Below are 26,280 nucleotides of genomic sequence, written 5' to 3'. Positions count from 1 at the left end.
GAACGTCGGATATATTCATTATCCACGGAATCCCCAGCCCGCGCGAACCTGCAGACGCCACCCATGATTGTCTGCGACAATCAAGCCTTCCTTCCTGCCTTGGCAGCATGCGGGGCGGGATACCGCCGCACCTTGCGCTTTGCGATGAAGCGCTCCGCCCATCATCCACCGCTCATGCTCAATACGCTCTGGCTCGCCTTTTTCATTGTCGCCTCGCTGGCGGGGCTATATCAGTGGATCATCCTGCACGACGGCGAGGTTTTCGCACGCCTGGTCCAGGGCCTGTTCGAAATGGCCGAACTGTCGGTTCAGGTAATGATCCTGTTGTTCGGCACGCTGACCCTCTGGCTTGGGTTTCTGCGCATCGCCGAAGCAGCTGGGTTGGTGGAACGCCTCGGCCGCATCCTGGCGCCGCTGTTCGCCCGTCTGATGCCGGGGGTGCCGCGCGGCCACCCCGCACTGGGCCTGATCACGCTGAACTTCGCTGCCAACGGGCTGGGTCTGGACAATGCAGCCACCCCGATAGGCCTGCGCGCCATGCGCGAGCTGCAAACCCTCAACCCCGACCCCAAGACCGCCACCAATGCGCAAATTCTGTTCCTGGTGCTCAACTCTTCGTCGCTGACGCTGTTGCCGGTCACCATTTTCATGTACCGCGCCCAGCAAGGCGCGCCAGACCCAGCCATGGTGTTCCTGCCAATTCTGCTGGCCACCACCTGCTCGACATTGGCGGGGCTGCTTGCAGTCGCCTTCATGCAGCGCTTGCGGCTGTACGACCCAGTCGTACTGGCGTGGCTGGGCGGCCTGGCGCTGGTGCTGGGCGGCTTGATGGCCGTGCTGGCCTCGCTCAGCAGTGCCGCAGTCGCCGCCATGTCGTCGCTGTTGGGCAATCTCACCCTGTTCGGCATCATCATGCTGTTTCTGCTTGCCGGCGCGCGCAAAAAGGTGGCCGTCTACGAGTGTTTCATCGAAGGCGCCAAAGATGGGTTCAATATTGCGCGCGACCTGCTGCCCTACCTGGTCGCCATGCTGTGCGCCATCGGCGTGCTGCGTGCCTCCGGGGCGCTGGACATCCTCCTGGACGCAGTGCGCTGGGCTGTCAGCGCGCTGGGGCTGGATACACGGTTTGTCGATGCCCTGCCCACTGCGCTGGTCAAGCCATTTTCGGGCAGCGCCGCGCGCGCCCTGCTCATCGAAACCATGCAGCACTACGGGGTGGATAGCTTTCCCGCCCTGATGGCTGCCACCGTACAGGGCAGCACAGAAACCACGTTTTATGTGTTGGCGGTGTATTTTGGCGCAGTCGGCATACAGCGCGCACGCCACGCCGTGGGCTGCGCCGTGGTCGCCGACCTCGCCGGCGTGTTGGCGTCGATTGCCGTGTGTTATTGGTTTTTTGGCTAAACGCGGCGCCGCTGGGGCGTGGCGCACGGCCGGGCAAATGACGGCCTAGCAGCCATGCGCCCGCCAGGCTCAGGCGGGCTGTTCGCCGCCCAGGTCGAACATGCTGGTCACCTGAACGTCCAGCACCTGCTCGTCGTGCTGGTTGTACACCAGCCACGACCAACGCATGATGCCGAGCTCGGTGCGTGATTCAGAACGGCGCAGCGAATCCACCCTGGACTCCAGCCGCAGCGCATCGCCGGCACGCACGGGTTTGAGCCAGCGCAGTTTTTCCAGCCCCGGCGAGCCAAACGACTCCGACCCCTCGAGCACAGACTCTACAGCCATGCGCATAGCCAGGCCGCAAGTAAACCAGCCGCTGGCGATCAAGCCGCCCCATCTGCTTTCCTGCGCACGCGGGGCGTCAACGTGGAACCACTGAGGATCATAGGACTTGGCAAAGGAAATCATTTCTTCCTCGGCCACAGTCACAGGCCCGTGCTTGATTACCATCCCGACTTTGAAGTCCTGATATTTCATGGCGCTACCGTTTTCCGGGTTTGTGCAAACCTAACAGTGTAGCAATACTCTGCGGGGCGCGCGCAGGCACCCCATGGGCAACGGCTTACCGCACATCGCGCCCTGGCCATTATCCGCTGAATCGAGCGGCCTGCCAGCTGTATTCCTATGGCGCCCGGCTCAGTCAAACGCAGCGGCGGCCCGCCCGATGCGGTCGTTGACGGCTCGCCACGCCTCATCCCTGGGTGGCGCTTCCAGATAAATGTGGCGATAGCCCTGCGCGTCCAGCTCGCGCAGCATGGCATATAGATTGCGCGCATAGGTCTCCGGATCACGCGGGCACACATGCCACGACAGTGCCTGCTTGCCCGCGGTGGGTGCGCCCGCCTGAGGCGGCGAGTCGAACACCACTGCCACTGCGTGGCCCGCACTGCCGCGCCGGGCCATTTGCTCAATGGCCTCGCGCGTCACGATGGAAAGCGGCGTGCGCGGCGCATAATGCGCCTTGAGCGAGCCGGATACCCGCGGCGCGGCGGCATCGGGCCGCATCGGCTCGCAGCCCAGCACCTCGGCAAGCTGTGCAGCCGTGATGCCACCCGGCCGCAGCAGAACCGGGCCTATCCCTTGGCCCAGCCGCGACAAATCAACGATGGTGGACTCTATCCCCACGCGCGATGGCCCACCTTCCAGCACCAACAGCGCCTCGTCGTCCAGTTCGGGGAACTCAGCCCGTACGTGCGCCGCGAGCGTGGGCGAAACCTGGCCGAATTTATTGGCCGAGGGGGCGGCCACGCCACCCTGCCCCGAGGGTTTGAGCCGCGCGAATTCACGCAGCAGCGCCTGGGCCACGGGATGCGACGGACAGCGCAGGCCCACGCTGTCCTGGCCGCCGCTGACGGCCGCCGGCACATGCGCGGCACGCGGCAGTATCAATGTCAAAGGCCCGGGCCAGAAAGCTTGGATAAGCGCGCGCGCCTGGGCAGGAATGGACGAGGCCCAGTAAGAGAGATCGGCTTCAGGCGAAACGTGCACGATCACAGGGTGATTCGACGGCCTGCCCTTGGCCGCATAAATGGCGGCAATGGCAGCGGGGTTTTCCGCATCAGCGCCCAGCCCGTAAACCGTTTCCGTCGGAAAGGCCACCAGACGCCCCTGGGCGAGGCGCCGCGCGCCTTCGGCCAGCATGCCGGCCATGTCGGCCGCCTCAGCGTCGGATTTAGCGTTGTGTGAGGGCATTGAAGGTCTCTGTTGCGAACGGCGGGCCGCGCTCAGGCCTGATAGGCAATGCCCAAGGCCTGTGCCACGCGGGCGGTACGCGCCTGGGCCTCGGCCAGCGTAGCGCCAACGATATTCACGTGGCCCATCTTGCGCCCTCGGCGCGCCTCAGCCTTGCCATACAGATGCAGGCGCGCACCCGGCACGGCCAGCACAGCACGCCAGTCGGGTTCGCGCTGCGCCCCCGTGGCGGGATCGAACCATACATCACCCAGAATGTTCAACATCACCGATGACACCAGGCAGCGGGTGTCGCCCAGCGGCAGCCCAGCCATGACCCGGGCCTGCTGTTCGAATTGACTGCAGGCACAGGCATCCATGGTGTAGTGCCCGCTGTTGTGCGGCCGGGGCGCGATTTCGTTCGCCACCAGCGAGCCGTCCCGAAGCACGAAGAACTCTACGCACATGACACCGACATAGCCCAACGCCTCGGCGATCGCCACAGCAGCACGCGCAGCACGGCCATCCAGCGTCTCGTCGCCCGCCTCGCCCGCACGGCCGGCGTCAACGGTGGATACCGCCAGGATGCCATCGCGATGTTCATTGCGCGCACACGGATAAAACGCGACCTGGCCATCGTGGCCGCGCGCCATGACGACCGACAGCTCGCTCGCCAGCGGCAGCATGGCCTCTAGCACACAGGGCACGCCGCCGAAACTGCGAAAGGCCGCCAGCGCTTCATCGTGATTGCGCACACGTGCCTGCCCCTTGCCGTCGTAGCCCAGGCGAGCAGCCTTGAGAATGCCGGGATAGAGCGTGACAGGCGCGGCAGCGAGATCGGACTCGGCGCGAATCGCCGCATGCGGCGCCACAGGCACGCCGGCTTTCTGAATGAAAGCCTTTTCGGTGATGCGATCCTGCGCGACGGCGACCGCATGTGCTCCCGGGCTGACCTTGCTTGTACGCGCCAGCACATCCAGGCTGGTGGCCGGCACGTTTTCGAATTCGGTGCTGATGGCGGGGCAGCGCTGGGAAAGCTGCGCCAGGCCGCCTGGGTCGTCATAGCCCGCGCGGATATATAGTTCGGCCACCGCCCCCGCCGGGCTGTGCACGTCGGGGTCGAGCACGGCTACCTTGTAGCCCATGCTCTGCGCCGCTTGGCAGAACATGCGGCCAAGCTGGCCGCCGCCGATCATGCCCAGCCAACTACCGGGCGCAAGATAAAAGGCGGAATCGCCATCAGTCATGGATCAAGAACCTGTGTGTATTCAAGAAATCAGGCCGCTGGCGGCGGCACAACCATTGCGCGCGCGGCTTCGGTCTGGCGGCTGCGGTAATCCACAAGCCGCTGCTGCAGGGCGGCATCCGTCGTCGCCAGGCAGGCAACCAGGTGCAGTGCGGCATTGGCGGCACCGGCCTCGCCGATGGCGAACGTAGCCACCGGCACCCCACGAGGCATCTGCACAATAGACAGCAAGGAGTCTTCGCCGCGCAAATAGCGCGACGGCACTGGCACGCCGAATACCGGCACCGGCGTGAGCGCTGCCATCATCCCCGGCAGGTGGGCGGCGCCGCCCGCGCCCGCGATAATGCCGCGCAAGCCCCGCGCGGCCGCTTGGGCGCCATACTCGACCATGTCGAGCGGCATGCGGTGCGCTGAGACGACGCGCACGTCGTAGGCAATGCCGAATTCTTCCAGCACCGTCACGGCGTGCTTCATGATGTCCCAGTCGCTGGACGACCCCATGATGATGCCGGCGACAGGCTGGGCCTCGGGTGCGGCGCCCCGGGATGGATTGGTAGGCAGTTCGCTCATTGTGTGATGTTGCCTGGCCGTCGCTGCGCGGCGCTGCCAGGCGCTAGGCAAGTAGGGACTATTTAATTGGCCGTGAGACGCTCGAGCGCCTCACGGTACTTGGCGGCGGTTTTCTGCAGCACGTCAGCAGGCAGGCGCGGTGCAGGCGGGGTTTTGCCCCAAGGCTGGGTTTCCAGCCAATCGCGCACGAACTGCTTGTCGAACGATGGCGGGCTGATGCCTTCGGCGTATTGGTCCTGCGGCCAGAAGCGCGAGGAATCGGGTGTCAGCACTTCGTCCATCAAGTGCAAGGTGCCGTTGTCGTCCAGGCCGAACTCGAACTTGGTGTCGGCAATGATAATGCCCTTGGTCGCCGCGTAGGCAGCCGCCTCGGAATACAGGTGCAACGTGGCGTCACGGATCTGGCCGGCCAGCTCGAGCCCCACCAGGGCCACCACGTGGTCGAAATCCACATTTTCGTCGTGCGAGCCAAACTCCGCCTTGGCGGCAGGCGTGAAAATGGGTTGCGGCAAGCGGCTGGCCTGCTTCAGGCCGGCAGGCAGCTTGACGCCGCAGACACTGCCGGTGGCCTGGTAGTCGCTCCAGCCCGAACCGATGAGGTAGCCACGCGCCACGGCCTCGACCAGAATGGGCTTGAGGCGCTTGACCACCATGGCGCGGCCCGCCACCTGATCGCGCTCATCGGGCGCCACCACGTCTTCGGGCCTGATGCCGGTGCGGTGGTTGGGCATGATGTGCGAGAGCTTGTCCAGCCAAAACTCGGTCAGCTTCGTCAGCACCTCGCCCTTGCCCGGGATCGGGTCATCGAGGATGACATCGAATGCGGAGATGCGGTCGGAGGCGACAATCAGCAGCTTGTCGTCGCCAACGGCATACATATCGCGCACCTTGCCGCGGCCAAGCAGCGGCAGAGACTTGATGGTGGATTGGTGTAGGGCTTGCGCCACGGTGTGTCCTTGAAAAAGAAACATCCCGCCTGTGCGAACAGGCGGGATGACAACGGTCATGAGCAGGCAGTCATGAGCAGACGGTCATGGGCCACGCGACTCGCTTACTGGACGATTTGCGCCAGCTTGCCGGCCGCATAGCGGCTAGCCATCTCGCTCAGGGGGATAGCCTTGATCTTGCTGGCGTTACCGGCGGTACCGAACTGCTGATAGCGCTGCACGCAGATCGCCTTGGCGGCGGCGCGCGCGGGCTTGAGGTATTCGCGCGGATCGAACTTGCCGGGGTTTTCGGCCATGAAGCGGCGGATAGCACCCGTCATGGCAAGACGGATATCGGTGTCGATGTTGACCTTGCGCACGCCGAACTTGATGGCTTCCTGGATTTCCTCGACGGGCACGCCGTAGGTTTCCTTCATGTCACCACCAAACTGACGGATCTCGGCCAGCAGGTCTTGGGGCACGCTGGAGCTGCCATGCATCACCAGGTGGGTGTTGGGCAGGCGGCGGTGGATTTCTTTGATGCGCTCGATGGACAGGATATCGCCGGTAGGCTTGCGGGTGAACTTGTAAGCGCCATGGCTGGTGCCGATGGCGATCGCCAGCGCGTCGAGTTCTGTCTTGCGCACGAAGTCGGCGGCCTGCTCGGGATCGGTGAGCAGTTGCTCGCGCGTCATGGTGCCTTCGGCACCGTGGCCGTCTTCTTTGTCACCCTTCATGGTCTCGAGCGAGCCCAGGCAACCCAGCTCGCCTTCGACGGTAACGCCTACCTTGTGCGCCATGTCGACCACGCGGCGGGTGACATCGACGTTGTATTCGTAATCGGCAATCGTCTTGCCGTCTTCTTTCAGCGAACCATCCATCATGACGCTGGAGAAGCCCAGATCAATGGCGCCCTGACAGATGGCGGGCGACTGGCCGTGATCCTGGTGCATCACCACGGGGATGTGGGGGTAGGATTCGACCGCAGCCTGGATCAGGTACTTGAGAAAGCCTTCGCCGGCGTATTTGCGCGCGCCGGCAGACGCCTGCATGATCACCGGGCTGTCGGTCTCAGCGGCGGCTTCCATGATGGCCTGCACCTGTTCGAGGTTGTTGACGTTGAACGCGGGGATGCCATAGCCATTCTCGGCGGCATGGTCGAGTAGTTGGCGCATGGAAACGAGGGCCATGGTTAGACTCCTGAAAGCTTGATATTAGTGGGATTGATGAATCTTCCCATTTTAACGGAAATGCGTAACAGCGCTTCCGCCAGCGCGATAACGTATGAAGGGATCGGCGACAACCTGTAACCGGCCAGCCCACCCGCCACCAGCAACGGCGCCGGGGCTAGGATCGCGCCGCCCGCACAGCCGACTTGGGCCGGAATGCCTTCACCACCGCCTCATGCGTTTCCACATAAGGCCCGCCGATCAAATCGATACAGTATGGCACCGCCGCGAAAATCCCCGGCACCAGCGCCTTGCCATCGACATCCTTCAGCCCCTCCAGCGTCTCCCGTATCGCCTTCGGCTGCCCCGGCAGGTTGATAATCAGCGCCGCGTGCGACGGCGTCTCTCGGACCACCGCCACCTGCCGCGACAAAATAGCCGTGGGCACAAACCTCAGGCTGATCTGCCGCATTTGCTCGCCAAAACCAGGCATCTCTTTCGTCGCCACCGCCAGTGTCGCCTCCGGCGTCAAGTCGCGCCGGGCCGGCCCCGTTCCGCCTGTCGTCAACACCAGATCGCAACCCGCCTGATCCACCAACTCGATCAGCGCGGCGGAAATACGCGCAGGGTCATCCGGAATCAACCGCTGCGCATACTGCGGCGCCACCGTCAGGGCCCCATCCAGCCATTCGCGCAGCGCCGGCAGACCCTGGTCTTCATAGACGCCGCTGGACGCGCGGTCCGACACCGACACCAGGCCCACCAGCAACTGATCGGGATGCTCGCGGACCAACCGCACCATACTTCCTGCCATTTTCTTTCCTTGCAAAACCTATACAGCGGCGCCGCGCAGCCACAGACCGCTTGTGCGGCCACGCGCCAACCGCTGCAATCAATGCTTGATCGCGATCGTCTTGAGTGTCGTGAACCCGTACAGCGCCTCGAAACCCTTCTCGCGCCCGTAGCCAGACTGCCCCGTACCGCCGAAGGGCAGCTCTACGCCGCCGGCGGCGCCGTAATTGTTGACGAACACCTGGCCCGAGCGCAGATGGCGCGCCATGCGCATCTGGCGCGCGCCGTCGGCCGTCCAGACGCCCGCCGCGAGCCCATATGCGGTGCTGTTCGCAATGCGCAACGCCTGCTCCTCGGTGTCGAACGGGATCGCCACCAGCACCGGCCCGAAAATTTCTTCTTGTGCCAGCACGTGATCGGGCGGCACATCGCTCAACAGCGTCGGCACCTGGTAAAAGCCACCCTTGGGTGCGTTGGCATCGAGCTTGCCACGCGCGGCCACCGTGATACCCGCCTCATCAGCCATACCCAGGTAGCCTGCCACGCGCTCGCGCTGGCGGGCACTGATCAGCGGCCCGCAATCGGGATCATCGCCCGCCGCCCCGGTGCGGGTAGCCTCGAAACGCTCAGACAGCCGCGCCACCACATCGGCGTAGATGGCCCGCTGCACCAGCAGCCGGCTGCCCGCCGAACATGTCTGCCCCGCATTCTGGATGATGGCATTGAGCCACACCGGAAGCCCGGCCTCGATGTCCGCGTCCGAAAACACAATCTGCGGCGACTTGCCGCCCAACTCGAGCGTGACCGGCGCGAAATGCGCCGCAGCCGCCATGGCGACCGCCTTGCCCGTGGCCGGCGAACCTGTGAACGAAACATGATCGATGCCCGGATGCGCCGACAACGCCGCCCCCGCCTCGGCCCCCAGGCCTGTCACGATATTGAGCGCGCCTGCGGGCAGCCCTGCATCCATCGCGATTTCAGCCACTTTCAGCAGCGATACACAGGCATCCTCGGCTGGCTTGATCACGCAGGCATTGCCCACCGCCAGCGAAGCAGCAACGCTGCGGCCGAAAATCTGCAGCGGGTAGTTCCAGGGCACGATATGCCCGGTAACACCGTGCGGCTCACGCACCGTCATTACCGTGAAATTACTGGGATAGGGGATGGTTTCGCCGTGCAGCTTGTCGGCCGCGCCAGCGTAGAACTCGAAATACCGCGCCACGGCGCCTGCGTCGGCCATGGCTTGCTGGATGGGTTTGCCTGTATCGCGCGACTCGATCTCGGCCAGCTCGCGCTGGTGCGCAAGCAGCGCGGCGCTGATGCGCCAGAGCAGGCGGCTGCGGGCTGCCGGGGCCATCTTGCCCCATTCGCCATTGAACGCCGTGCGCGCCGCACGCACTGCCGTGTCGATATCGGCCTCGCCCGAACGAGCGATCTCGCCGTACAACTGGCCGTCAGAAGGATTGATGACGGGAAGCGTCTGCCCCGCCAGTGCGCTGAGCCACTGGTTGCCGATGAAGTTCTTGTAAATCATGCCGCCTGTCTCCTGGAATGCGCCCGGCACAGGACAGCGCGGGCGCGCGATTTTGCCGCGCCCCGCCCTGCCTTGCGGGCGCCTTCCGGATGAAGGCGAAGCCCAGGCTGTCAGCCCTGTGCGCGTTGTTGCAGTATATCGACTGCCGGCAACGTCTTGCCTTCCAGGAATTCGAGGAAAGCACCGCCGCCTGTCGATATATAACCGATCTTGTCGTCGATATGATACTTGGCAATTGCTGCCAGCGTATCACCGCCGCCCGCGATCGAAAAACCCGCCGATTGGGCAATGGCTTCGGACACGACCTTCGTGCCATTGGCGAATGCATCGAACTCGAACACGCCCACCGGGCCATTCCAGACAATGGTACCCGCCTGCGCCAGGATGTCGGCAAGCTGTTGCGCCGTCTTGGGGCCGATATCCAGAATCATGTCGTCTTCCGCAACCTGATCGGCCGCCTTCACCGTGGCTGCAGCGTCGGCGCTGAAAGACTTGGCGCATACGACATCCACGGGAATTGGCACCGCCGCGCCGCGCTGGCGCATGATGTCGATGACGGCCTTGGCTTCGTTCTTCTGGTCGGGTTCGGCCAGCGACTTGCCGATGGACAGGCCTGCGGCCAGCATAAAGGTATTGGCGATGCCGCCGCCCACCACCAGCTGGTCTACCTTGGCTGCCAGCGCCTGCAGAATGGAGAGCTTGGTCGACACCTTGGCGCCACCCACAATCGCCACCAGTGGGCGCTTGGGGGCGTGCAGGGCGCGGCCCAGCGCATCAAGCTCGGCCTCGAGCAGCGGACCCGCACAAGCGACGGGCGCGTATTGCGCCATGCCGTGCGTGGTTGCTTCGGCACGATGCGCCGTACCGAAAGCATCATTCACATACACATCGCACAGTGCCGCCATTTTCTTGGCCAGCCCAGGGTCGTTTTTCTTTTCGCCCACATTGCAGCGGCAGTTTTCCAGCAGCACCACTTGGCCGGGCGCCACCTCGACGCCGTCCACCCAGCCAGCGATCAGCTTGACCGGCTGGCCCAGCAGTTCGGAGAGGCGGTGCGCCACCGGCGCGAGTGTGTCTTCAGGGCCGACCACACCCTCTTTGGGGCGGCCCAGGTGCGATGTGACCATGACGGCGGCACCTGCATCCAGCGCCATTCGAATGGCGGGCACGGAGGCGCGCACACGCGTGTCTTCGGTGATCTGGCCGTCTTTCAGGGGTACATTTAGATCGGAGCGGATGAATACCCGCTTGCCCGCCAGCGCATCGGCCTTGACGAGGGCGGACAGAGTGTTGACAGTGTTCTTGGACATAACGTTTCGAGCCGGGAAATGAGAAAACCTGTTACAGGACGGCAGATATGACAAGGGCGGGTTACCCCGCCCTTGCCGCCGCCACAATGCCGCTTTACTTGGCCGCCATCAGCGCAACGGTGGTGTCGAGCATGCGGTTGGAGAAACCCCACTCGTTGTCATACCACGACGAAACCTTGACCAGGGTGCCGGACACCTTGGTCAGGCCGGCGTCTACCGTGCTGGATGCGGGGTCGTGATTGAAGTCGACCGATACCAGAGGCTCTTCGCAGAAATTGAGAATGCCTTTGAGCTCGTTCTGGGACGCCTTCTTCAGGATGCTGTTCACTTCGTCGACCGAGGTTTCGCGGGCGGCCACGAAGGACAGGTCTACGATGGAAACGTTGATCGTCGGCACGCGGATGGCGTAGCCGTCGAGCTTGCCGTTCAGCTCGGGCAGCACCAGGCCGACGGCCGAGGCTGCGCCTGTCTTGGTGGGGATCATGCTTTGCGTTGCCGAGCGGGCGCGGCGCAGGTCGGAGTGATAGACGTCCGTAAGGACTTGGTCGTTCGTGTAGGCGTGCACAGTGGTCATCAGGCCATTGACCAGGCCCAGCTCACGATGCAGCGGCAGGACCAGCGGCGCCAGGCAGTTGGTGGTGCACGATGCGTTGGAGATGACTGTGTCGCTGGACTTGAGCACCTGATGGTTGACGCCGTACACAATGGTGGCGTCCACATCGTTGCCGCCGGGGGCCGAGATGATGACCTTCTTGGCGCCGCCCTTCAGGTGTGCGCCAGCCTTTTCTTTGCTGGTGAACAGGCCCGTGCATTCGAGCACGACGTCGACACCCAGCTCGCCCCACGGCAGCGAGGCGGGGTTGCGCTCGGCCAGCACGCGGATGCGGTCGCCATTGACAACCATGTAGTCGCCATCCACCGTTACCGTGCCGGGGAATTTGCCGTGGGCGGTGTCGTAGCGCGTGAGGTGCGCGTTGGTCTTGGGATCGCCCAGATCGTTGATAGCCACGATTTCGATATCGTGCTTTTTGCCGTCTTCGTAGTGGGCACGCAGAATATTGCGGCCAATGCGGCCGTAGCCGTTGATCGCGACGCGAATTGTCATTGCATGAACTCCTGTTTTACATGGAACCTATCCGGTTGTCGGCGCCCTCGGCGCCGCACAACCACAACCCCTTTTCAACGCCCGGAAAACCCGGCCGTTACAAAACGTTTTCTACCGCTTCGACAACGCGTTCGGGCGTGAACCCGAAGAACTTGAACAGGGCGCCGCCAGGTGCCGATTCGCCGTAGCGATCCAGGCCGACCACCGCGCCGTCGGTGCCGACGTATTTATACCAGCCCCAGCTCACGCCCGCTTCGACAGCCACGCGCGGCAGCCCCTTGGGCAATACTTTTTCGCGCCAGGCGGCCTCCTGCTCGTCGAAGACGTTGCAGCAGGGCATGGACACCACACGCACCGGGATACCCTTTTCGGCAAGCTGAGACTGGGCCTTCAGGGCCAGGTCGACTTCGGAGCCTGTTGCGATGATGATTGCGCGGGCGCCGTCGGCATCGCGCAGGATGTAGCCGCCACGATTGATGTCGGCAGTGGTTTGCGCGTCGCGCGCCACGAACGGCAGATTCTGGCGCGACAACAGCAACGCGCTGGGCCCGCCGTCGCGCACGGTGGCGCCGACGCTGACTGGGCGGCGCAAGGCGTACGCCCACGCCACTGCGGTTTCGGTGGTGTCGCAAGGCCGCCAGACGTGCAGGTTGGGAATAAGCCGCAGGCTGGCTGCATGCTCGACCGATTGGTGCGTGGGGCCGTCTTCGCCCAAGCCGATGGAATCGTGGGTAAATACGTGCACCACACGCTGCTTCATGAGCGCCGCCATACGGATGGCATTGCGGGAGTAATCGGAGAACGTGAGGAAGGTGCCGCCAAACGGCAAATAGCCGCCATGCAGCGCAATGCCGTTCATGATGGCGGCCATGCCGAACTCGCGCACGCCGTAGTTGACGTGGCGGCCGAAACGCAGGTGCAGCTCGCCCGCGCGCACGGGTTCAGCCCCCTTCCAGTCAGTCAGGTTGGAACCAGTGAGGTCGGCCGAGCCGCCCAGCATTTCGGGCAGCATGTCGACCAATGCGGCGATGGCAAGCTGCGACGCCTTGCGCGTGGCAACGGTTTCCGCCTTTTCGTTGGTTTGGTCGATGAACGCACGCACACGCTCGGAGAAATCGGCCGGCAGGTCACCCTGCATGCGGCGCTGGAACTCGGCCGCCTCGTGGGGGTATTCAAGCGCGTAGGCCGAGAAGCCTTCCTCCCATTGCGTCTGCAGCGCAGCGCCTTTTTCGCGGCAGTCCCAGTAGCTGTAGATTTCGGCGGGAATATCGAACGGCGCGTAGGGCCAGTTCAGGGCTTCGCGGGTAGCGGCGACTTCTTTTTCGCCCAGCGCGGCGCCGTGCACCTTTTCAGTGCCGGCCATATTGGGCGCGCCCTTGCCGATCACGGTGCGACAACAGATGAGCGTAGGCCCATTGGCCTGGGCGGCGTATTGATGCGCCTGCAGGATGGCGGCGTTGACGGCTTCGGCATCGTGCCCATCCACGCCCGGGATGACGTTCCAGCCATAAGCGGCAAAACGCTTGGGCGTGTCGTCGCCAAACCAGTGTTGCACCTCGCCGTCGATCGAGATGCCGTTGTCGTCGTAGAACGCGATGAGCTTGGACAGCTTGAGCGTGCCGGCCAGCGAGCAGGCCTCGTGCGAGATCCCTTCCATCAGGCAGCCATCACCCAGGAACACATAGGTGTAATGATCGACGATGGCGTGCCCGGCGCGGTTGAATTCTTGCGCGAGCAGTGCCTCGGCCAGCGCCATGCCCACACCGTTGGCAATGCCCTGGCCCAGCGGGCCGGTGGTGGTTTCGACACCGGCGGTCAGGCCGACTTCGGGGTGGCCCGGCGTTTTGGAATGCAGCTGGCGGAAGTTGCGCAGCTCTTCGATGGGCAGGTCGTACCCCGTGAGATGCAGCAACGCGTACAGCAGCATGGACCCGTGCCCGTTGGACAGCACGAAGCGGTCGCGGCCGAACCAGGCGGGGTTGGACGGATTGTGGCGCAGATAGCGCGTCCAGAGCACCTCGGCGATATCGGCCATGCCCATCGGGGCACCGGGGTGACCCGAATTGGCTTGTTGTACCGCATCCATGGCGAGCGCACGAATAGCGTTGGCCATGGAGGCATCTTGGGCGGGAGTAAGGCTCATGAAGGACTCGTAGCGGGCATCGCCCCATGGTAGGGGCCAGCCCTGCGGCTGGGATGGTTTTCAAAGCATTCGATTTTACCATCGGCCTGCGCCTCGCCGGGCACCGCTCTACACACACCGTCTGGCGGGATGGCTACAGTATGATTCGGGTTTGCCGCTCGATGTCCTGGCCCGCATTGCCTGTGGCCGGCCCGAGCCCGCCCGGGCCCCACCCCGCCCCTCTGAAACCCGTTCGTCTCATGTCGCTGCCCCGATTCCTTCACCCAGGCCCCCTGGCGGCCAACACCATTATCGATCTGCCCGAGGCGCTGGCCCATCACGCGGTGCGCGTACTGCGGCTCAAGCCCGATGCAGCCATCGTGCTTTTCGACGGCCGCGGCGGCCAGTATCCGGCCCGGCTCATCATCGACGGCAAGCGGGCCAGCGCCGAGTTGGGCGCCCACGATCCCGTCGAAGCAGAGCTCGCAGGCCACATCACCCTGGTGCAAGGCATCGCCGCCGGCGACAAAATGGACTGGATCATCGAAAAGGCGGTAGAACTGGGCGCCAATGAGGTCGCGCCTATCTTCGCGCAGCGCAGTGTCTTGCAGTTGTCGGGCGAGCGTCTGCGCAAGCGGCTCGAGCACTGGCGCCGCGTAGCTTCGGCGGCCACCGAACAATGCGGGCGCAACCGGCTGCCCGTTATACAGGCACCCGCCACGCTGCACGACTATCTCACCCAGCGCACACCAGCATCCACGCCCACGCTGTTCTGCCACCCCGGCGCTGCGCGCACACTACCCCAAGCGCTCGACGGCGTGCAGCGCAGCCTGGCCCTGATGGTTGGCCCCGAGGGGGGGTGGTCTGACGAAGAACTGGCGCTGGCCCAGGCACACCAACTGACGCCGGTAAGCTTCGGGCGCAGCGTGCTGCGCACCGAAACCGCCGGCCTGGCGCTGATCGCAGCCAGCAGCGCGCTGCTGGGCTGGGCCTGACACCAAGGGTGTTATTCGCTGGCTTCGCCGTAGGGCGAAGGTGCTTTGCCTGGCTCAGGGTCCGGATGCTTGCCCGCGTGCTCGACGCTGTAGCAGAAGTGCCGGCTGTTATTAGCGGCAAAATCGGCGACATCGTCACAAACGGCGATGATTGCCTTGGCGTCTTCGGCCAGGGCCGGATCACCGGAATGCAGTTTGCTGAACCACAGATACAGGCCGTTCTTGTGGTCGAGCACGGTATCGCACAAGCAATCATAGAGCGCATCGAGATTACCCCCGAAATACTCGGGAAAATCCACAGCTTTCACCACCGCGCGCAACACTGCGGAGCGGCTGCGCGCGCGATCACACTCGACGACATAGGCCGTCATGCCCGCATCGCGAGCCGCCTGTATGGCTTGTTGCTGGGTATCGGCAGACACATCGATCAAACCGCCTTTTTGCAATTTCTTTTGCAACGACTGCGCCTGGCTCATTGCTGCGTCTCCTTGAAAAACGCTTTCACTTCTTCACTTCTGCTCATGCTGTCGGACCGACCGAGGTCAATGAGCGCTTGCGTGTAACTGGCCTCGAACAACAAATATGAGATGAGTGCACCGCCGGTTGTGGGCCCGGAAGACGACGATACACCAAGAACCCGGAACAGGATGCGCGCAGCGCGCGGCAGCTTGTCCATATGCGCCAGTGCCAGGTCATCGAGAGAGCGGCTGGGCGTGATCACTAATGTGCTGACGGGTCGCAGCGACTGGCTTTTTAATACATTTGGCGGCAGAAGTGCAAGCAGATCGTTGATGCGTTGCATACGCTCCACATCCATGGAAAGACTGTCGACAAAAATGTTGGACAAGGTGTGGCCGCCGATCTGCGCAATGGACGGGTAAGGCGGGTTGCTCTGCTGCACTTCCGGGTGTATGTCATCGCGGTGGCCGGTGCCGATGACACAGATCTTCTGAGCCCCAAGATGGATGGCGGGGCTCATGGGCGCAAGCTGGCGCATGGAGCCGTCCCCGCACCAGTGCGCGTTTCCTTTTACGTCGATCAATTGTGCCGGAAAGATGAAAGGGATGGAGCTGGAGGCCAGCAGATGCTCGACCGTAAGGTTGGACGGGACGGCGTGGCGCAACGGCCGGCTCCAGGGGTCGATGGTGTCGGTGGATTGGTAGAACGTGAGATGCTCGCCGGTAGTGTAGGCCGCGGCGGTAATCGCCAGTGACCGCAGGCAGCCATGATCGAGATTGTGCTGCAAGCGCTCGAAATCGAGCGTCTCGTCGAGCAGGCCTCGCAATGGCATGTTGTCGAGCAATGCGCGCGGTTGCGCGCCGGGCGCGCCAGGCATCGCCCAGCCCAGCGCCATAAGCAGCAGCCAGCGCAGCCCTGTCAGGAACAGGCGCGGCGCGTCGGCGTGGTACACCATGCCGGTATGCAGGCCGCCCCAAAGCCGCACCAGGTGGTCTACCGCATGGTAGACATCGTTGGCGCGGCAGCCCAGCGCCGCGGCGTTGACCGCACCGGCCGATGAACCGCAAATAATGTCGAAAGGGTTGTGCAGCCCGCGGGAGCGGGCCGGATCAAGTACATCGAGGATGCCGGCCAGCACCCCGACCTGGTAGGCGGCGCGCGCGCCGCCACCGGTCAGGACAAGACCGACCGCACCGCTTTTGTGAGATTCACACAGGCCGATTGGCATCGAGCACGGTGAGAGCGGCCATGTTGACGATGCGCCGCACGGTGGAGCTGGATGTCATGATCGTGACAGGCGCGTTGGCCCCGAGCAGGAACGGCCCCACCGCCACGTTACCGCCGGCAGCCGTCTTGAGCAGGTTATAAGCGATGTTGCCTGCATCGACGTTGGGGCAGATTAATAGGTTGGCTGCGCCGCGCAGCGTGGTCGAGGGCAGGATGCGCTGGCGCAGCGCCTCGTCGAGTGCGCAGTCGCCGTGCATTTCACCGTCGATTTCCAGCCCCGGTTCGCGCTCGCGGATGATGCTCAGCGCTTCTTGCATCTTGCTGCCCGAAGAGGAGCTGCCGGTGCCGAAGTTGGAGCGCGACAGCAGCGCCACCTTCGGCTCGATGTCGAGGCGGCGCATTTCAGCTGCCGCCGCCAGGGTGATGTCGGCGATCTGTTGGGCGTCGGGGTTGTCGTTGATGTGCGTATCGGCAATGGCGATGGTGCGCTCGGCCAGCAGCAGGATATTCATGGCTGCATAGGTGCGCGCGCCCGGCGCCTTGCCGATCACTTCATCAATGAACTGCAGGTGGTTGGCGTAGCTGCCCACCGTGCCGCATACCATGCCGTCGGCTTCGCCCAGCCGCACCATCATGGCGCCGATCAGGGTGAGGCGGCGGCGCATTTCGACACGTGCCATTTCTTTGGTGATACCGCGCCGGCACATGATTTCCCAGTATGTGGTCCAGTAGCGGTGGAAGCGCTCGTCGTAGTCGGGGTTAGTGACCTCTACATCTTCGCCCAGACGGATACGCAGGCCAAAGCGCTGGATGCGGTCTGCCAGCACCGAGGGGCGCCCAACCAGGATAGGCCGGGCCAGCTTCTCGTCGACGATGATCTGCACCGCGCGCAGCACGCGCTCGTCTTCGCCTTCTGTGAACACGATGCGGGCCTTGCCGCCTTCGCGTACCAGCCGCTTGACGGACGAGAACAACGGCTTCATGAAGGAGCCTGAGCGATAGACAAACTGTTGGAGCTGTTCGGCGTAGCTGTCCAGATCGGACAGCGGCCGCGTGGCCACGCCGTCTTCCATGGCCGCCTTGGCTACCGCGACGCCCAACCGAACGATCAAGCGTGGGTCGAAGGGCTTAGGGATGAAATATTCGCGACCGAAGGAAACGCCGTAAGTGCCATAGGCAGCCGCGACCATGTCGTTCTGCTCTTCGCGGGCCAGCTTGCAGATAGCCATGACGGCGGCCTTTTCCATGCCGCGCGTAATGGTGGTGGCCCCGACGTCGAGTGCGCCCCGGAAGATGTACGGGAAGCACAGAACGTTATTGACCTGGTTGGGATAATCGGAGCGCCCCGTGGCCATAACGATGTCGTCGCGCACGGCGTGCGCAGCCTCGGGCAGGATCTCGGGGTTGGGGTTGGCCAACGCCAGGATAAGCGGGCGCGCCGCCATGCGGGCCACCATTTCGGGCTTGAGTACATTGCCCGCCGACAAGCCCAGGAACACGTCGGCGTCGCCGATGATTTCGCCCAGGGTGCGCGCGGATGTATCTTGCGCAAAACGCTGCTTGTCAGGGTCCATGAGCACGGTGCGACCCTTGTAGACGACGCCTTCGATATCGGACACCCAGATGTTCTGGAGCGGCAGGCCCATGTCGACCATGAGATCGAGGCAGGCCAGCGCGGCCGCGCCGGCGCCCGATACCACCACCTTGACCTTGTCAACCTGCTTGCCGACGACTTCAAGCCCGTTGAGGAAGGCCGCAGCCACGCAAATGGCCGTACCATGCTGGTCGTCGTGAAAAACGGGGATGTTCATGCGTTCGCGCAGCTTGCGTTCGACGATGAAGCATTCGGGCGCCTTGATGTCTTCGAGGTTGATGCCACCGAAGGTGGGCTCAAGGCCGGCAATGATTTCAACCAGCTTGTCCGGGTCGGTTTCGTTGATTTCGATGTCGAAGACGTCGATGTCGGCGAATTTCTTGAACAACACGGCCTTGCCTTCCATGACCGGCTTGGAGGCCAGTGCGCCGATGTTGCCCAGGCCCAGCACCGCGGTGCCGTTGGTGATGACCCCTACCAGGTTGCCGCGGCCGGTGTAGCGCACGGCGTTCTGGGGATCGATCTGGATTTCTTCGCACGCCGCGGCGACGCCAGGCGAATACGCAAGCGCCAGATCGCGCTGATTGGAGAGCTGCTTGGTGGGCGTGACGGCAATTTTGCCGGGGCGGCCCGATTCGTGATATTCCAGCGCGGCTTTGCGAAGATTTTCTTCCATGATGACGTGTAACCCCGACAACAGTAAAAGTATGTGACGCCCATTCTAGCGTTTTGCCCCGATTTGGGACATGGCCGGGGCACATGGCGCATCGCCCCGCCGCCCCGACCTCGGCGAGGCCGCGGCAGCTTCACCCACAGGCCGCCATCATACGCCGCTCTTACAGAGACTGCCCGGGATGCGACAAGCGGCAATGGGGATCAAACAATGATTTGACGGCGGCATCAAGCTCTCCCGCCTCGGCTTCCAAGCCCAGCGCGACGGCACGGCCGGCGGCGTAACGGGCGTCGTAGGGTTGCTCTGCGAGCGGGCGCGCCAGCCGCTCGTCGATGACCAGCCACTCCACCCAGCCGAGGTCGCCCCCGTGCCCCAACAGCAGATGGGCCAGGTTGACCGCCTGGCCGTCCACAGGCGCAAGCGCATCCAGCCGGTAGCGCGCCGGCCACGCGGGTTGCGCGCGACAGGCACGGCCCGCCGCTTGTGTGGACAGCTGGAACAGCGCCGGGATGAGCTGCTGCAACCGTATGCCGTCGAGCGGCTTGCGGTTGTGTTCGCCAAATGGCCCCAAGGTGACGACCTCTCCGTCACCCAGCAGAACAGATGCATGCACGATGCCCGATTCATGCGTCTGGCCGGAAGGCCAATCGCACAGGGTGCGATCGGCAAGCCATGCGGCGACCGAAATATGACAAGGAAGATCGGCAAACGCGGTGAGGCCGGCTGCCTCGAGCTCCCCCAACAAGCAGCCCGGCTGCACGAACCACTGCGGGCTGCCAGGCTCCAGCCGCTCGCAGCGCCCCAGCGCGCGGCCCGGATCGACCCAAAGCACAGCTTCGTCGTCTAGCCGTGCCGCCCCCGGCACGCCGTCCAGTGCCAGGATGACGGCATGGCGCTCGCACAAGGCGCGCGCCTTGCGCACATCCCCAGGTTGCTTGGGGACAAGGCGCGCGGCAGGCGCGCCGCCATGCGTGTCCAGCTCGAAAAACGAACCTTCGACATTGCGGCGCATGGCCTGGCAAAACGCCTGCCACGGGTCGCTGAGGGCACGCCGCCCGGTAAGAAAGGCGCGGCGGGAGGATGACTGCATGATGGCTTCCTGGCGACAATCGATGTGCGGCCGATACGCATTCGACGCACATTTGGTACGAATTCGGTACGCATTCAGCACATTGCATTGTGCGATACGGCGCCATGGGCCCGCGGCACCGGTCGGCGGGCCTACATGATGTAGCACCAAGGCCATGCCCCAGGGCTACAATGCGGCTACCTCATTTGACTCAAAGGTTTCCGCGATATGTCCCGCCTCGCCAAGCGTACTGAACAAGTCATGCCATTCTACGCTGTGGAACTGTTCAAACAAGCCAGCTTGCTACAGGCGCAAGGCCGGGACATCATCAGCCTGGGCATTGGCGAGCCTGACTTCACCGCCCCCGCCCAGGTGCTCGAAACCCTGCACCGTGCGGCCGAAGCGGGGCTGAGCGGCTACACCTCACCAGCAGGCCTGCCCCTGCTGCGCGACGCTATCGCCCGCTATTACGACACCACATTCGGCGCATCCATCGACCCCTCGCGTGTGGTGGTAACGTCCGGCGCGTCTGGCGCCCTGCTGTTGGCCGCCATGGCCCTGATCAACCCCGGCGACGAAGTGCTCATGCCAGATCCGTCCTACCCGGCCAACCAGAACTTCATCATGTCCGCCGGCGGCGTGCCCCGCCTGATCCCCTCCAGCGCCGCGCAGCGCTTTCACCTGAGCGCGCAAGACGTGCGCGGGCACTGGGGGCCGGCCACGCGCGGCGTGCTGATCGCCTCGCCCAGCAACCCCACCGGGGCCAGCATGGCGCGCGAAGACTTGCGCGCGCTCATCGCCGAAGTACGCCGACACGACGGTTTCATCATCATGGACGAGATCTACCTTGGCCTGTACTACGACGATGCCCCGCTCAGCGCACTCACCCTGGACGACGACATTGTCGTCATCAATAGCTTCTCCAAATACTTCCACATGACGGGCTGGCGCCTCGGTTGGCTCATCACACCCGCGGACATGGTGCCAGCCATCGAGAAGCTAGCCGCCAGCCTCGTCATCTGCGCGCCGTCGCTGGCGCAGCACGCAGCCATCACCTGTTTCGAGCCCGAGGTGATGCAAATCTATGAAAACCGCCGCCTGTCGTTCAGGCAGCGCCGCGACTACCTGCTCCCCGAACTCGATCGCCTGGGCCTGCGCGTACCGGTCAGGCCCGATGGTGCGTTCTATATTTATGCGGACATCAGCGGCCTGGGCCAGGAAAGCACCGTGTTTTCGCACCGCCTGCTGCACGAAGCGGGGGTTGCCGTCGTGCCCGGGCTGGATTTTGGGCCTGCCCATGCAGGCCATACCATACGGCTGTCGTACGCCACCGGGCTGGACAGGCTGCAAGAAGCCATCGGGCGCATCGGCAGCTTTCTGGGCTAGGCAGGGCGACGTCGCCAACAATCATCGGCAACAGAGATCGACATCCCACGATCAGTATCCAGCAGCAACCCCTCAACGGTCCGCCACGCGTATGCCCGACGCCAGGGCGATGCGGCGCCGCTCGGCCAATACTTTCGCGCCGTAGCCGCCGTCCGAGGGGCCTGTCGCGCCCACATAGCACGCCAAGCCACCTTCCACTGAACCGCGTCGGCGGATGCAGTCGTACAGGATTTGCGTGCCCACACGGATATTGGCAATGGGGTTGAGTGCCGCGATCTGGCCGTCAGTAAATGCCTCAAACTTGTCTTTGTGCACTTTGGGCATCACTTGCATCAGCCCTTGAGCCCCCACATGGCTCTCGGCATAGGGGTTGTAGCGCGACTCGATCGCGATGACCGCCAGCACCAGTTGCGGGTCCAGGCCCCTTTCGCGGGCAACAACAAATACCGTATTGACCAGCGCGCCAGCCACCGTGCCGGCAATCCGGAATTTGCGCGAAATATAGCTGCGCAGCGCCTCGGCCTGTGCGCGGGTGAGCCCCACAGCATGGCGACCGGCCTCGGAAGCACGCAAAGCCTGAGCGAAGCTGAGTTGGGCACCCGCGGGGGGGGGGGGGGGGGGGGGGGGGGCCCCCCCCCCCCCCCCCCGGGGGGGGGGGGGGGGGGGCCCCCCCCCCCCCCCCCCCCGCGGCCGAAAGAAAGGGGCCCGCGGGGGCGGCGCCCGGGGTGAGCGTGAGTGAGGGGCGGCGCCCGTGTGGGGGTGGGGTGGGGGCGGCGCGGGGGGGGGGGGGGGGGTGGGGTGGGGGGGGGGGGGGGGGGGGGGGGGGGGGGGGGCGCCCCCCCCCCCCCCCCCCCCCGCGGTTTGCGCATCTTCGGGGGGCAAACGCCCCGGCTCCCGGCCTGGCAAATACAGATTGCCATCCGGGTCGGCCAGCGCATGCAGCATTTCACTGCCGGCGCTGTCGGGCTGAAGCGCGATAATCAGTGCCTCGTGGACTTCGCGCACTTGCTCGCGAAGCGAGGGCACGACAAAAGCCAGCACACCAGCGACCAGCACGGTAATGCCCAAATAGATGGCACATACGTGAACGATTTCACTCAGGCGGTAGGAAATGCCGCGCAGCGAACGCACGAGCACACCCGAAAAGGTGGACGCCGCAACTGCCATGCTGCCCCTTGCAGATAAAATGAAGTGGGCCGATGTTAACCTCCGGCCACTGTCCAATGTAACCCGATCGGCAAAAATCTGTGAAATATCGTGACCTGAGAGACTTCATCGCCCAACTTGAGCGCAACGGCGAGCTCAAGCGCATCCAGGCGCCCATATCCACTCACCTCGAGATCACGGATATCAGCGACCGCGTGCTGCGCGCGGGCGGCCCCGCCCTGTTGTTCGAAAATGCGCAGCACAATGGCGCGCCCGCGCGCATGCCAGTGCTGGCCAACCTGTTCGGCACGCCCAAGCGCGTCGCCTGGGGTATGGGCGCCGACGACGTCAGCGCCCTGCGCGACGTAGGCGAACTGCTGGCCTCGCTGCGCGAACCCGAAGCCCCTCGCGGCCTGCGCGATGCCATTGCCACGGTGGGCAAGCTCAAATCAGCGCTTTGGGACATGAGCCCGCGCATGATCAAGGCGGCCCCGTGCCAAGAGGTCGTACTGGAAGGCAATGATGTCGATCTGAACGCTATCCCGCTGCAACACTGCTGGCCCGGCGACGTGGCACCGCTGCTCACCTGGGGCTTGGTGGTTACGCGCGGCCCCAATGCGCGGCGCCAGAACTTGGGCATCTACCGCCAACAGCTGATCGGGCGCAACAAACTCATCATGCGCTGGCTGTCGCACCGCGGCGGCGCGCTCGATTTCCGCGATCACTGCCTGGCGCATCCGGGCAAGCCCTTTCCCATGGCCGTGGCGCTGGGGGCCGACCCGGCCACCATTCTGGGCGCAGTCACCCCCGTGCCCGACAGCCTATCCGAATACCAGTTTGCGGGCCTGCTGCGCGGCTCGCGCACCGAACTGGCCAAGACACTGCACAGCGACCTGTCGGTACCCGCCTTCGCCGAAATCGTTCTTGAGGGGCACATCCTGCCATCCAGCGACCCGCGCGCCCTACCGCCTCGGGCGCCGGCCTCGCGAGAGCACAGCGCCACACCAGGGCCAGGCGCCATCCATGCGCCGCCGCCCGCGCCCGACACGGGCTACGAAATGGCGCTCGAAGGCCCCTACGGCGACCATACCGGCTATTACAACGAGCAGGACTGGTTCCCGGTATTCACGATAGAGCGCATTACCATGCGCCGCAACCCGATCTACCACAGCACCTATACCGGCAAACCGCCCGACGAACCCGCTGTGCTGGGCGTCGCGCTCAACGAAGTATTCGTGCCGCTGCTCAAGCGCCAGTTACCCGAGATTGTCGACTTCTACCTGCCGCCCGAAGGGTGCAGCTACCGCATGGCCGTCGTGTCGATGCGCAAGCAGTATCCTGGCCATGCCAAGCGTGTCATGTTCGGGCTCTGGAGCGTACTGCGCCAGTTCATGTACACCAAGTTCATCGTGGTCGTCGACCACGATGTAGACGTACGCGACTGGAAGGAAGTGATCTGGGCCATGACCACGCGCATGGATCCAGTGCGCGATACCGTGCTGGTCGAGAACACGCCCATTGATTACCTTGATTTTGCCTCGCCCGTATCGGGCCTGGGTGGCAAGATGGGGTTGGATGCCACCAATAAATGGCCGGGTGAAACCCAGCGCGAATGGGGCCGCCCCATCGAAATGGATGCACAGGTGAAGGCCCGTGTGGATGCCATCTGGGGCGAACTGGGCCTGTAGCGCGCCGATATGCGCAATGCAAGGCGCGGCACCACCGGGGTTGGCCATGCCTCGGAGCGACGCATCAAGGGCGATGCATGTGGTGCGACGCTTCGTTATCGACGTAGACCGGCAGGTGCATGCCTGGCTGTGCGAGCCGCCGTCTAGCGCTCCCGCCCTTTGGGCAGGTCAATATCGTGGCGACCCGGCGCATTGTGTTCGCCGTGCTTGCGCGCCACCTGCCAGGCGATCAGCAGGCCCGCGCCCACCCGCCAGAGCCAGCGCTGACGGCCCCTGCCACGGCCCACGCCTGACAGAAGGGCTGACGCGGCCGACGTGAGCAGGGGGTAGCGACGCGTGAGCGCAACCGCGCGCAGCAGCCAGTCGACCACCGAACGCGAGCCTGCCCGCGGCACCATGCTGTGCAGGATGGCGCTTGGCCGCAGCGCCCCGGCCAGCTTGCATGCATCGCGCGCCACCGCCTCGCGCTCAAGCGCCGCACGCATCCGCGCCAACTCTATCCGCACGGCGCGTTCGCTTGCCGTGTTTCGCGTTGAGTGTCGTTCGGCGGTCATCGTGCCTCCTCGTCCCGCGCAGGGCCGTCATGTGCACGGGTCGATGATCCGCGCAGCCGCTCTACCAGCGCTACATCCTGCTGAAGCTCCTCAAGCGTAGCGGCAAACGGCATTGGCCCGTACACCAGCTTGCGCCGCAGGGCCAGGAACAGGCCCGCGCCGATCAGCGCGTAGATCAGTGCCAACAGCCCCAGTGCAAGATAACGCTGCTCGGTCGGCCAGAAATAAAGCGCCACGGCGATCGAAAACACCAGCACCGCCAATGTAAGAAACAACAAGGCGCCGAATGCCATCCCCAGCAGACTGATCACGCTCGCCTTCTGCTCGGACGCCTCGAGCGAAAACAGTTCAAGGCGCGTACGCAAAATGGACAGCAGCATGCCGGCCAAGTCGCCGGCCGATTGTCTAAGAGACATGATGGCCCTTTCCGGTTGGACGCACCGCCAGCGCAACCACGCTGGCGGCGGCGGTAGCGGCGGCTAGCGGCGGCAGATCAACGCACCAAGCAGCACACCCGCCAAGCCGGCAAAACCGATGGCCTGCCAGGGATTGTCATGGACGTAATCGTCGGTTGCGCGGCAGGCCTGGCGGCCGCGCGCCATCAAGTCATCCTGGGTGTCGTACAGGGCTTCTCGGGTGCGCCGCAGCGACCGCAGTGCATTTTCACGCAGTTCGGTGGCCTTGTCGCCGGTAGCCTCGGCGGCTTCGCGCATCAGCTTCTCCGCCTCGTCCAGGCTGACCTTGAGGCTTTCGATGAAATCCTCTTCGCTCTCGCGCAGGCTTTGTCGTGTTGCCATAATTTCACTCCCAATCAGACGTTTTAGAAACAGTACAACGAAACTTCAGCACCCTGCATGCCTAGCGCAGCTCAGTGACCTCTACCGTGGATGTCACGCCATTCTGGACGCTGTCCTGGCGCATAACCATGCTGACATCGGGACAATACCAGTCCGTGACACTGGCCGTCATCCCCGGCACCGGCAGCATCAGCCCATTGAATGACGCCTGGGTTGGCTCACTGATGCGGGTGTAGCGCACCGGCCAGCACGAAAGGCTTCCTGCGGCTGTATTGATATCCTGCCGCTGCCCCACCGTACGTTCACCAGTCTGGATGACAACGGGCTGGGCCTGAGCCGCCTTTTTGTCGACATTGATCTCGAAACGTTGGGCCGGAAAGCGCTGGCCCGCCTGCGTAATAGGCGTGCCATATGAAAACAGCCCCAGCACGCGCAGGTCGAACTTGCCTTGCACCGGCACCCTTCGGCCGCTGCCGTCGTCGCGCTCGAAGCGGGCTTCGCCGCGATTGATGCGCATCAGGTAGTCGAGCCCGGCCTGCCCCGCCGGCAATCCCGCCAAGCCGTAAGTGGCCGTACCTTGCACCCGGGCCTCACAGACATCGCCACCTTGCTTGCGTACATTGGAAAATGAAAGATCGGCCCCCAGCGCGAGCAGGCCCGAACCACTGAGCTTGACCTTGCCGCCGTCATGCATGAATGGTGTCTGGCACATCCCCGCAAAGGCAGGCAGGGCGGCCAACCCCAATGCACACGCGACAATGCGATGAATCCAGATAATACGCATAGCCGTCCAATGAAATT

General features: G+C 64.2%; 23 protein-coding genes and 1 pseudogene. 4 read left to right on the top strand and 20 right to left on the bottom strand.

All coding sequences use genetic code 11. The features are described from left to right. Positions 1-174 precede the first annotated feature (174 nt). Positions 175-1,404 carry a nucleoside recognition domain-containing protein gene (locus LOL23_RS13175; protein WP_160979308.1) on the top strand — a complete coding sequence of 410 codons (1,230 nt, stop codon included), beginning with the start codon at positions 175-177 and terminating at the stop codon, positions 1,402-1,404. A gap of 69 nt (positions 1,405-1,473) precedes the next feature. Here the strand turns inward: LOL23_RS13175 and LOL23_RS13170 are convergent, their stop codons facing one another. The 11 genes from LOL23_RS13170 to tkt all read right to left on the bottom strand — a co-directional run bounded on the left by LOL23_RS13170 (position 1,474) and on the right by tkt (position 13,912). Then, entirely contained in the window at positions 1,474-1,923 is a 450-nt protein-coding gene (locus LOL23_RS13170) for a MaoC family dehydratase (RefSeq protein WP_160978748.1), read from the bottom strand. A gap of 159 nt (positions 1,924-2,082) precedes the next feature. Continuing rightward, the gene (locus LOL23_RS13165; protein WP_439652098.1) at positions 2,083-3,138 is read right to left on the bottom strand and encodes an L-threonylcarbamoyladenylate synthase; all 1,056 of its coding nucleotides are present in this window, start codon (positions 3,136-3,138) and stop codon (positions 2,083-2,085) included. Between the two features lie 32 nt (positions 3,139-3,170). Further along, the gene (locus LOL23_RS13160; protein ID WP_160978746.1) at positions 3,171-4,364 is read right to left on the bottom strand and encodes a 5-(carboxyamino)imidazole ribonucleotide synthase; all 1,194 of its coding nucleotides are present in this window, start codon (positions 4,362-4,364) and stop codon (positions 3,171-3,173) included. Between the two features lie 29 nt (positions 4,365-4,393). Beyond that, positions 4,394-4,933, bottom strand: coding sequence for a 5-(carboxyamino)imidazole ribonucleotide mutase (gene purE / locus LOL23_RS13155; RefSeq protein WP_160978744.1), 540 nt, complete (start codon positions 4,931-4,933; stop codon positions 4,394-4,396). A 62-nt stretch (positions 4,934-4,995) separates the two neighbouring features. Next, positions 4,996-5,880 carry a phosphoribosylaminoimidazolesuccinocarboxamide synthase gene (locus tag LOL23_RS13150; protein WP_160978742.1) on the bottom strand — a complete coding sequence of 295 codons (885 nt, stop codon included), beginning with the start codon at positions 5,878-5,880 and terminating at the stop codon, positions 4,996-4,998. Positions 5,881-5,984: 104 nt separating this feature from the next. Further along, complete coding sequence (fba, locus tag LOL23_RS13145) at positions 5,985-7,049, bottom strand: class II fructose-bisphosphate aldolase (RefSeq protein ID WP_160978740.1); 1,065 nt, start codon at positions 7,047-7,049, stop codon at positions 5,985-5,987. 157 nt (positions 7,050-7,206) lie between these two features. After that, the gene (gene mog, locus LOL23_RS13140) at positions 7,207-7,842 is read right to left on the bottom strand and encodes a molybdopterin adenylyltransferase (protein WP_202411685.1); all 636 of its coding nucleotides are present in this window, start codon (positions 7,840-7,842) and stop codon (positions 7,207-7,209) included. Between the two features lie 78 nt (positions 7,843-7,920). Further along, on the bottom strand, positions 7,921-9,354 hold the full coding sequence (locus tag LOL23_RS13135; protein WP_160978738.1) for an aldehyde dehydrogenase family protein: 1,434 nt from the start codon (positions 9,352-9,354) through the stop codon (positions 7,921-7,923). 110 nt (positions 9,355-9,464) lie between these two features. Next, positions 9,465-10,664: a phosphoglycerate kinase gene (locus LOL23_RS13130; protein ID WP_160978736.1), complete on the bottom strand. Its 1,200-nt coding sequence runs from the start codon at positions 10,662-10,664 to the stop codon at positions 9,465-9,467. A 94-nt stretch (positions 10,665-10,758) separates the two neighbouring features. Next, complete coding sequence (gene gap, locus LOL23_RS13125; RefSeq protein WP_160978734.1) at positions 10,759-11,769, bottom strand: type I glyceraldehyde-3-phosphate dehydrogenase; 1,011 nt, start codon at positions 11,767-11,769, stop codon at positions 10,759-10,761. A gap of 97 nt (positions 11,770-11,866) precedes the next feature. Beyond that, positions 11,867-13,912 (bottom strand): transketolase, encoded by a 2,046-nt coding sequence (tkt, locus tag LOL23_RS13120; RefSeq protein WP_160978732.1) that lies wholly within the window; start codon positions 13,910-13,912, stop codon positions 11,867-11,869. A gap of 239 nt (positions 13,913-14,151) precedes the next feature. Here tkt and LOL23_RS13115 point away from each other — a divergent pair, with 239 nt between their 5' ends. Beyond that, positions 14,152-14,886 (top strand): 16S rRNA (uracil(1498)-N(3))-methyltransferase, encoded by a 735-nt coding sequence (locus LOL23_RS13115; protein WP_160978730.1) that lies wholly within the window; start codon positions 14,152-14,154, stop codon positions 14,884-14,886. Positions 14,887-14,897: 11 nt separating this feature from the next. On the opposite strand, the gene LOL23_RS13110 is transcribed toward LOL23_RS13115, so the two are convergent. The 4 genes from LOL23_RS13110 to LOL23_RS13095 all read right to left on the bottom strand — a co-directional run bounded on the left by LOL23_RS13110 (position 14,898) and on the right by LOL23_RS13095 (position 19,929). Beyond that, positions 14,898-15,362 (bottom strand): barstar family protein, encoded by a 465-nt coding sequence (locus LOL23_RS13110; protein WP_160978728.1) that lies wholly within the window; start codon positions 15,360-15,362, stop codon positions 14,898-14,900. Next, positions 15,359-16,573 carry a patatin-like phospholipase family protein gene (locus LOL23_RS13105; protein ID WP_160978726.1) on the bottom strand — a complete coding sequence of 405 codons (1,215 nt, stop codon included), beginning with the start codon at positions 16,571-16,573 and terminating at the stop codon, positions 15,359-15,361. The genes LOL23_RS13110 and LOL23_RS13105 overlap by 4 nt, the downstream gene beginning before the upstream one ends. Next, the gene (locus LOL23_RS13100) at positions 16,554-18,842 is read right to left on the bottom strand and encodes an NADP-dependent malic enzyme (protein WP_160978724.1); all 2,289 of its coding nucleotides are present in this window, start codon (positions 18,840-18,842) and stop codon (positions 16,554-16,556) included. The genes LOL23_RS13105 and LOL23_RS13100 overlap by 20 nt, the downstream gene beginning before the upstream one ends. 160 nt (positions 18,843-19,002) lie before the next feature. Next, on the bottom strand, positions 19,003-19,929 hold the full coding sequence (locus tag LOL23_RS13095; RefSeq protein ID WP_160978722.1) for a hypothetical protein: 927 nt from the start codon (positions 19,927-19,929) through the stop codon (positions 19,003-19,005). A gap of 207 nt (positions 19,930-20,136) precedes the next feature. Between LOL23_RS13095 and LOL23_RS13090 the strand changes: the two genes are divergently transcribed. Beyond that, positions 20,137-21,294: a pyridoxal phosphate-dependent aminotransferase gene (locus LOL23_RS13090; RefSeq protein ID WP_237173726.1), complete on the top strand. Its 1,158-nt coding sequence runs from the start codon at positions 20,137-20,139 to the stop codon at positions 21,292-21,294. Between the two features lie 72 nt (positions 21,295-21,366). On the opposite strand, the pseudogene LOL23_RS13085 reads toward LOL23_RS13090, so the two are convergent. Beyond that, positions 21,367-21,822: pseudogene (locus LOL23_RS13085) on the bottom strand (transglycosylase SLT domain-containing protein); the annotation flags it as partial. Between the two features lie 719 nt (positions 21,823-22,541). Between LOL23_RS13085 and LOL23_RS13080 the strand changes: the two are divergent. Further along, a complete protein-coding gene (locus tag LOL23_RS13080; protein WP_160978716.1) occupies positions 22,542-24,128 on the top strand; it encodes a UbiD family decarboxylase in 1,587 nt (528 codons plus the stop codon). Between the two features lie 143 nt (positions 24,129-24,271). On the opposite strand, the gene LOL23_RS13075 is transcribed toward LOL23_RS13080, so the two are convergent. The 4 genes from LOL23_RS13075 to LOL23_RS13060 form a co-directional block, all read right to left on the bottom strand. Continuing rightward, positions 24,272-24,682, bottom strand: a complete 411-nt coding sequence (locus LOL23_RS13075) for a hypothetical protein (RefSeq protein WP_202411684.1) — start codon at positions 24,680-24,682, stop codon at positions 24,272-24,274. Continuing rightward, on the bottom strand, positions 24,679-25,098 hold the full coding sequence (locus LOL23_RS13070) for a phage holin family protein (protein WP_160978714.1): 420 nt from the start codon (positions 25,096-25,098) through the stop codon (positions 24,679-24,681). Before LOL23_RS13070 ends, LOL23_RS13075 begins: the two co-directional genes overlap by 4 nt. Positions 25,099-25,161: 63 nt before the next feature. Beyond that, positions 25,162-25,479 (bottom strand): ElaB/YgaM/YqjD family protein, encoded by a 318-nt coding sequence (locus LOL23_RS13065; protein WP_160978712.1) that lies wholly within the window; start codon positions 25,477-25,479, stop codon positions 25,162-25,164. 61 nt (positions 25,480-25,540) lie between these two features. After that, on the bottom strand, positions 25,541-26,263 hold the full coding sequence (locus LOL23_RS13060) for a hypothetical protein (RefSeq protein WP_202411683.1): 723 nt from the start codon (positions 26,261-26,263) through the stop codon (positions 25,541-25,543). Positions 26,264-26,280: the final 17 nt, after the last annotated feature.

The organism is Paracandidimonas lactea (assembly GCF_021653995.1).
Taxonomy (GTDB): Bacteria; Pseudomonadota; Gammaproteobacteria; order Burkholderiales; family Burkholderiaceae_B; genus Allopusillimonas; species Allopusillimonas lactea.
The sequence above is the reverse complement of the archived record's forward strand: the minus strand, read 5'-3'. Positions and strand labels throughout refer to the sequence as shown.

What these genes read in the sequence shown, in the direction of transcription:
- tkt (WP_160978732.1), bottom strand. Translation starts at nt 13,912, where the DNA reads ATGAGCCTTACTCCCGCCCAAGATGCCTCCATGGCCAACGCTATTCGT.
- LOL23_RS13160 (WP_160978746.1), bottom strand. Translation starts at nt 4,364, where the DNA reads ATGACTGATGGCGATTCCGCCTTTTATCTTGCGCCCGGTAGTTGGCTG.
- LOL23_RS13105 (WP_160978726.1), bottom strand. Translation starts at nt 16,573, where the DNA reads ATGCCAATCGGCCTGTGTGAATCTCACAAAAGCGGTGCGGTCGGTCTT.
- LOL23_RS13110 (WP_160978728.1), bottom strand. Translation starts at nt 15,362, where the DNA reads ATGAGCCAGGCGCAGTCGTTGCAAAAGAAATTGCAAAAAGGCGGTTTG.
- LOL23_RS13095 (WP_160978722.1), bottom strand. Translation starts at nt 19,929, where the DNA reads ATGCAGTCATCCTCCCGCCGCGCCTTTCTTACCGGGCGGCGTGCCCTC.
- LOL23_RS13065 (WP_160978712.1), bottom strand. Translation starts at nt 25,479, where the DNA reads ATGGCAACACGACAAAGCCTGCGCGAGAGCGAAGAGGATTTCATCGAA.
- gap (WP_160978734.1), bottom strand. Translation starts at nt 11,769, where the DNA reads ATGACAATTCGCGTCGCGATCAACGGCTACGGCCGCATTGGCCGCAAT.
- LOL23_RS13165 (WP_439652098.1), bottom strand. Translation starts at nt 3,138, where the DNA reads ATGCCCTCACACAACGCTAAATCCGACGCTGAGGCGGCCGACATGGCC.
- LOL23_RS13075 (WP_202411684.1), bottom strand. Translation starts at nt 24,682, where the DNA reads ATGACCGCCGAACGACACTCAACGCGAAACACGGCAAGCGAACGCGCC.
- LOL23_RS13060 (WP_202411683.1), bottom strand. Translation starts at nt 26,263, where the DNA reads ATGCGTATTATCTGGATTCATCGCATTGTCGCGTGTGCATTGGGGTTG.
- LOL23_RS13115 (WP_160978730.1), top strand. Translation starts at nt 14,152, where the DNA reads ATGTCGCTGCCCCGATTCCTTCACCCAGGCCCCCTGGCGGCCAACACC.
- mog (WP_202411685.1), bottom strand. Translation starts at nt 7,842, where the DNA reads ATGGCAGGAAGTATGGTGCGGTTGGTCCGCGAGCATCCCGATCAGTTG.
- LOL23_RS13100 (WP_160978724.1), bottom strand. Translation starts at nt 18,842, where the DNA reads ATGGAAGAAAATCTTCGCAAAGCCGCGCTGGAATATCACGAATCGGGC.
- LOL23_RS13070 (WP_160978714.1), bottom strand. Translation starts at nt 25,098, where the DNA reads ATGTCTCTTAGACAATCGGCCGGCGACTTGGCCGGCATGCTGCTGTCC.
- LOL23_RS13175 (WP_160979308.1), top strand. Translation starts at nt 175, where the DNA reads ATGCTCAATACGCTCTGGCTCGCCTTTTTCATTGTCGCCTCGCTGGCG.
- LOL23_RS13090 (WP_237173726.1), top strand. Translation starts at nt 20,137, where the DNA reads ATGTCCCGCCTCGCCAAGCGTACTGAACAAGTCATGCCATTCTACGCT.
- fba (WP_160978740.1), bottom strand. Translation starts at nt 7,049, where the DNA reads ATGGCCCTCGTTTCCATGCGCCAACTACTCGACCATGCCGCCGAGAAT.
- LOL23_RS13170 (WP_160978748.1), bottom strand. Translation starts at nt 1,923, where the DNA reads ATGAAATATCAGGACTTCAAAGTCGGGATGGTAATCAAGCACGGGCCT.
- purE (WP_160978744.1), bottom strand. Translation starts at nt 4,933, where the DNA reads ATGAGCGAACTGCCTACCAATCCATCCCGGGGCGCCGCACCCGAGGCC.
- LOL23_RS13135 (WP_160978738.1), bottom strand. Translation starts at nt 9,354, where the DNA reads ATGATTTACAAGAACTTCATCGGCAACCAGTGGCTCAGCGCACTGGCG.
- LOL23_RS13130 (WP_160978736.1), bottom strand. Translation starts at nt 10,664, where the DNA reads ATGTCCAAGAACACTGTCAACACTCTGTCCGCCCTCGTCAAGGCCGAT.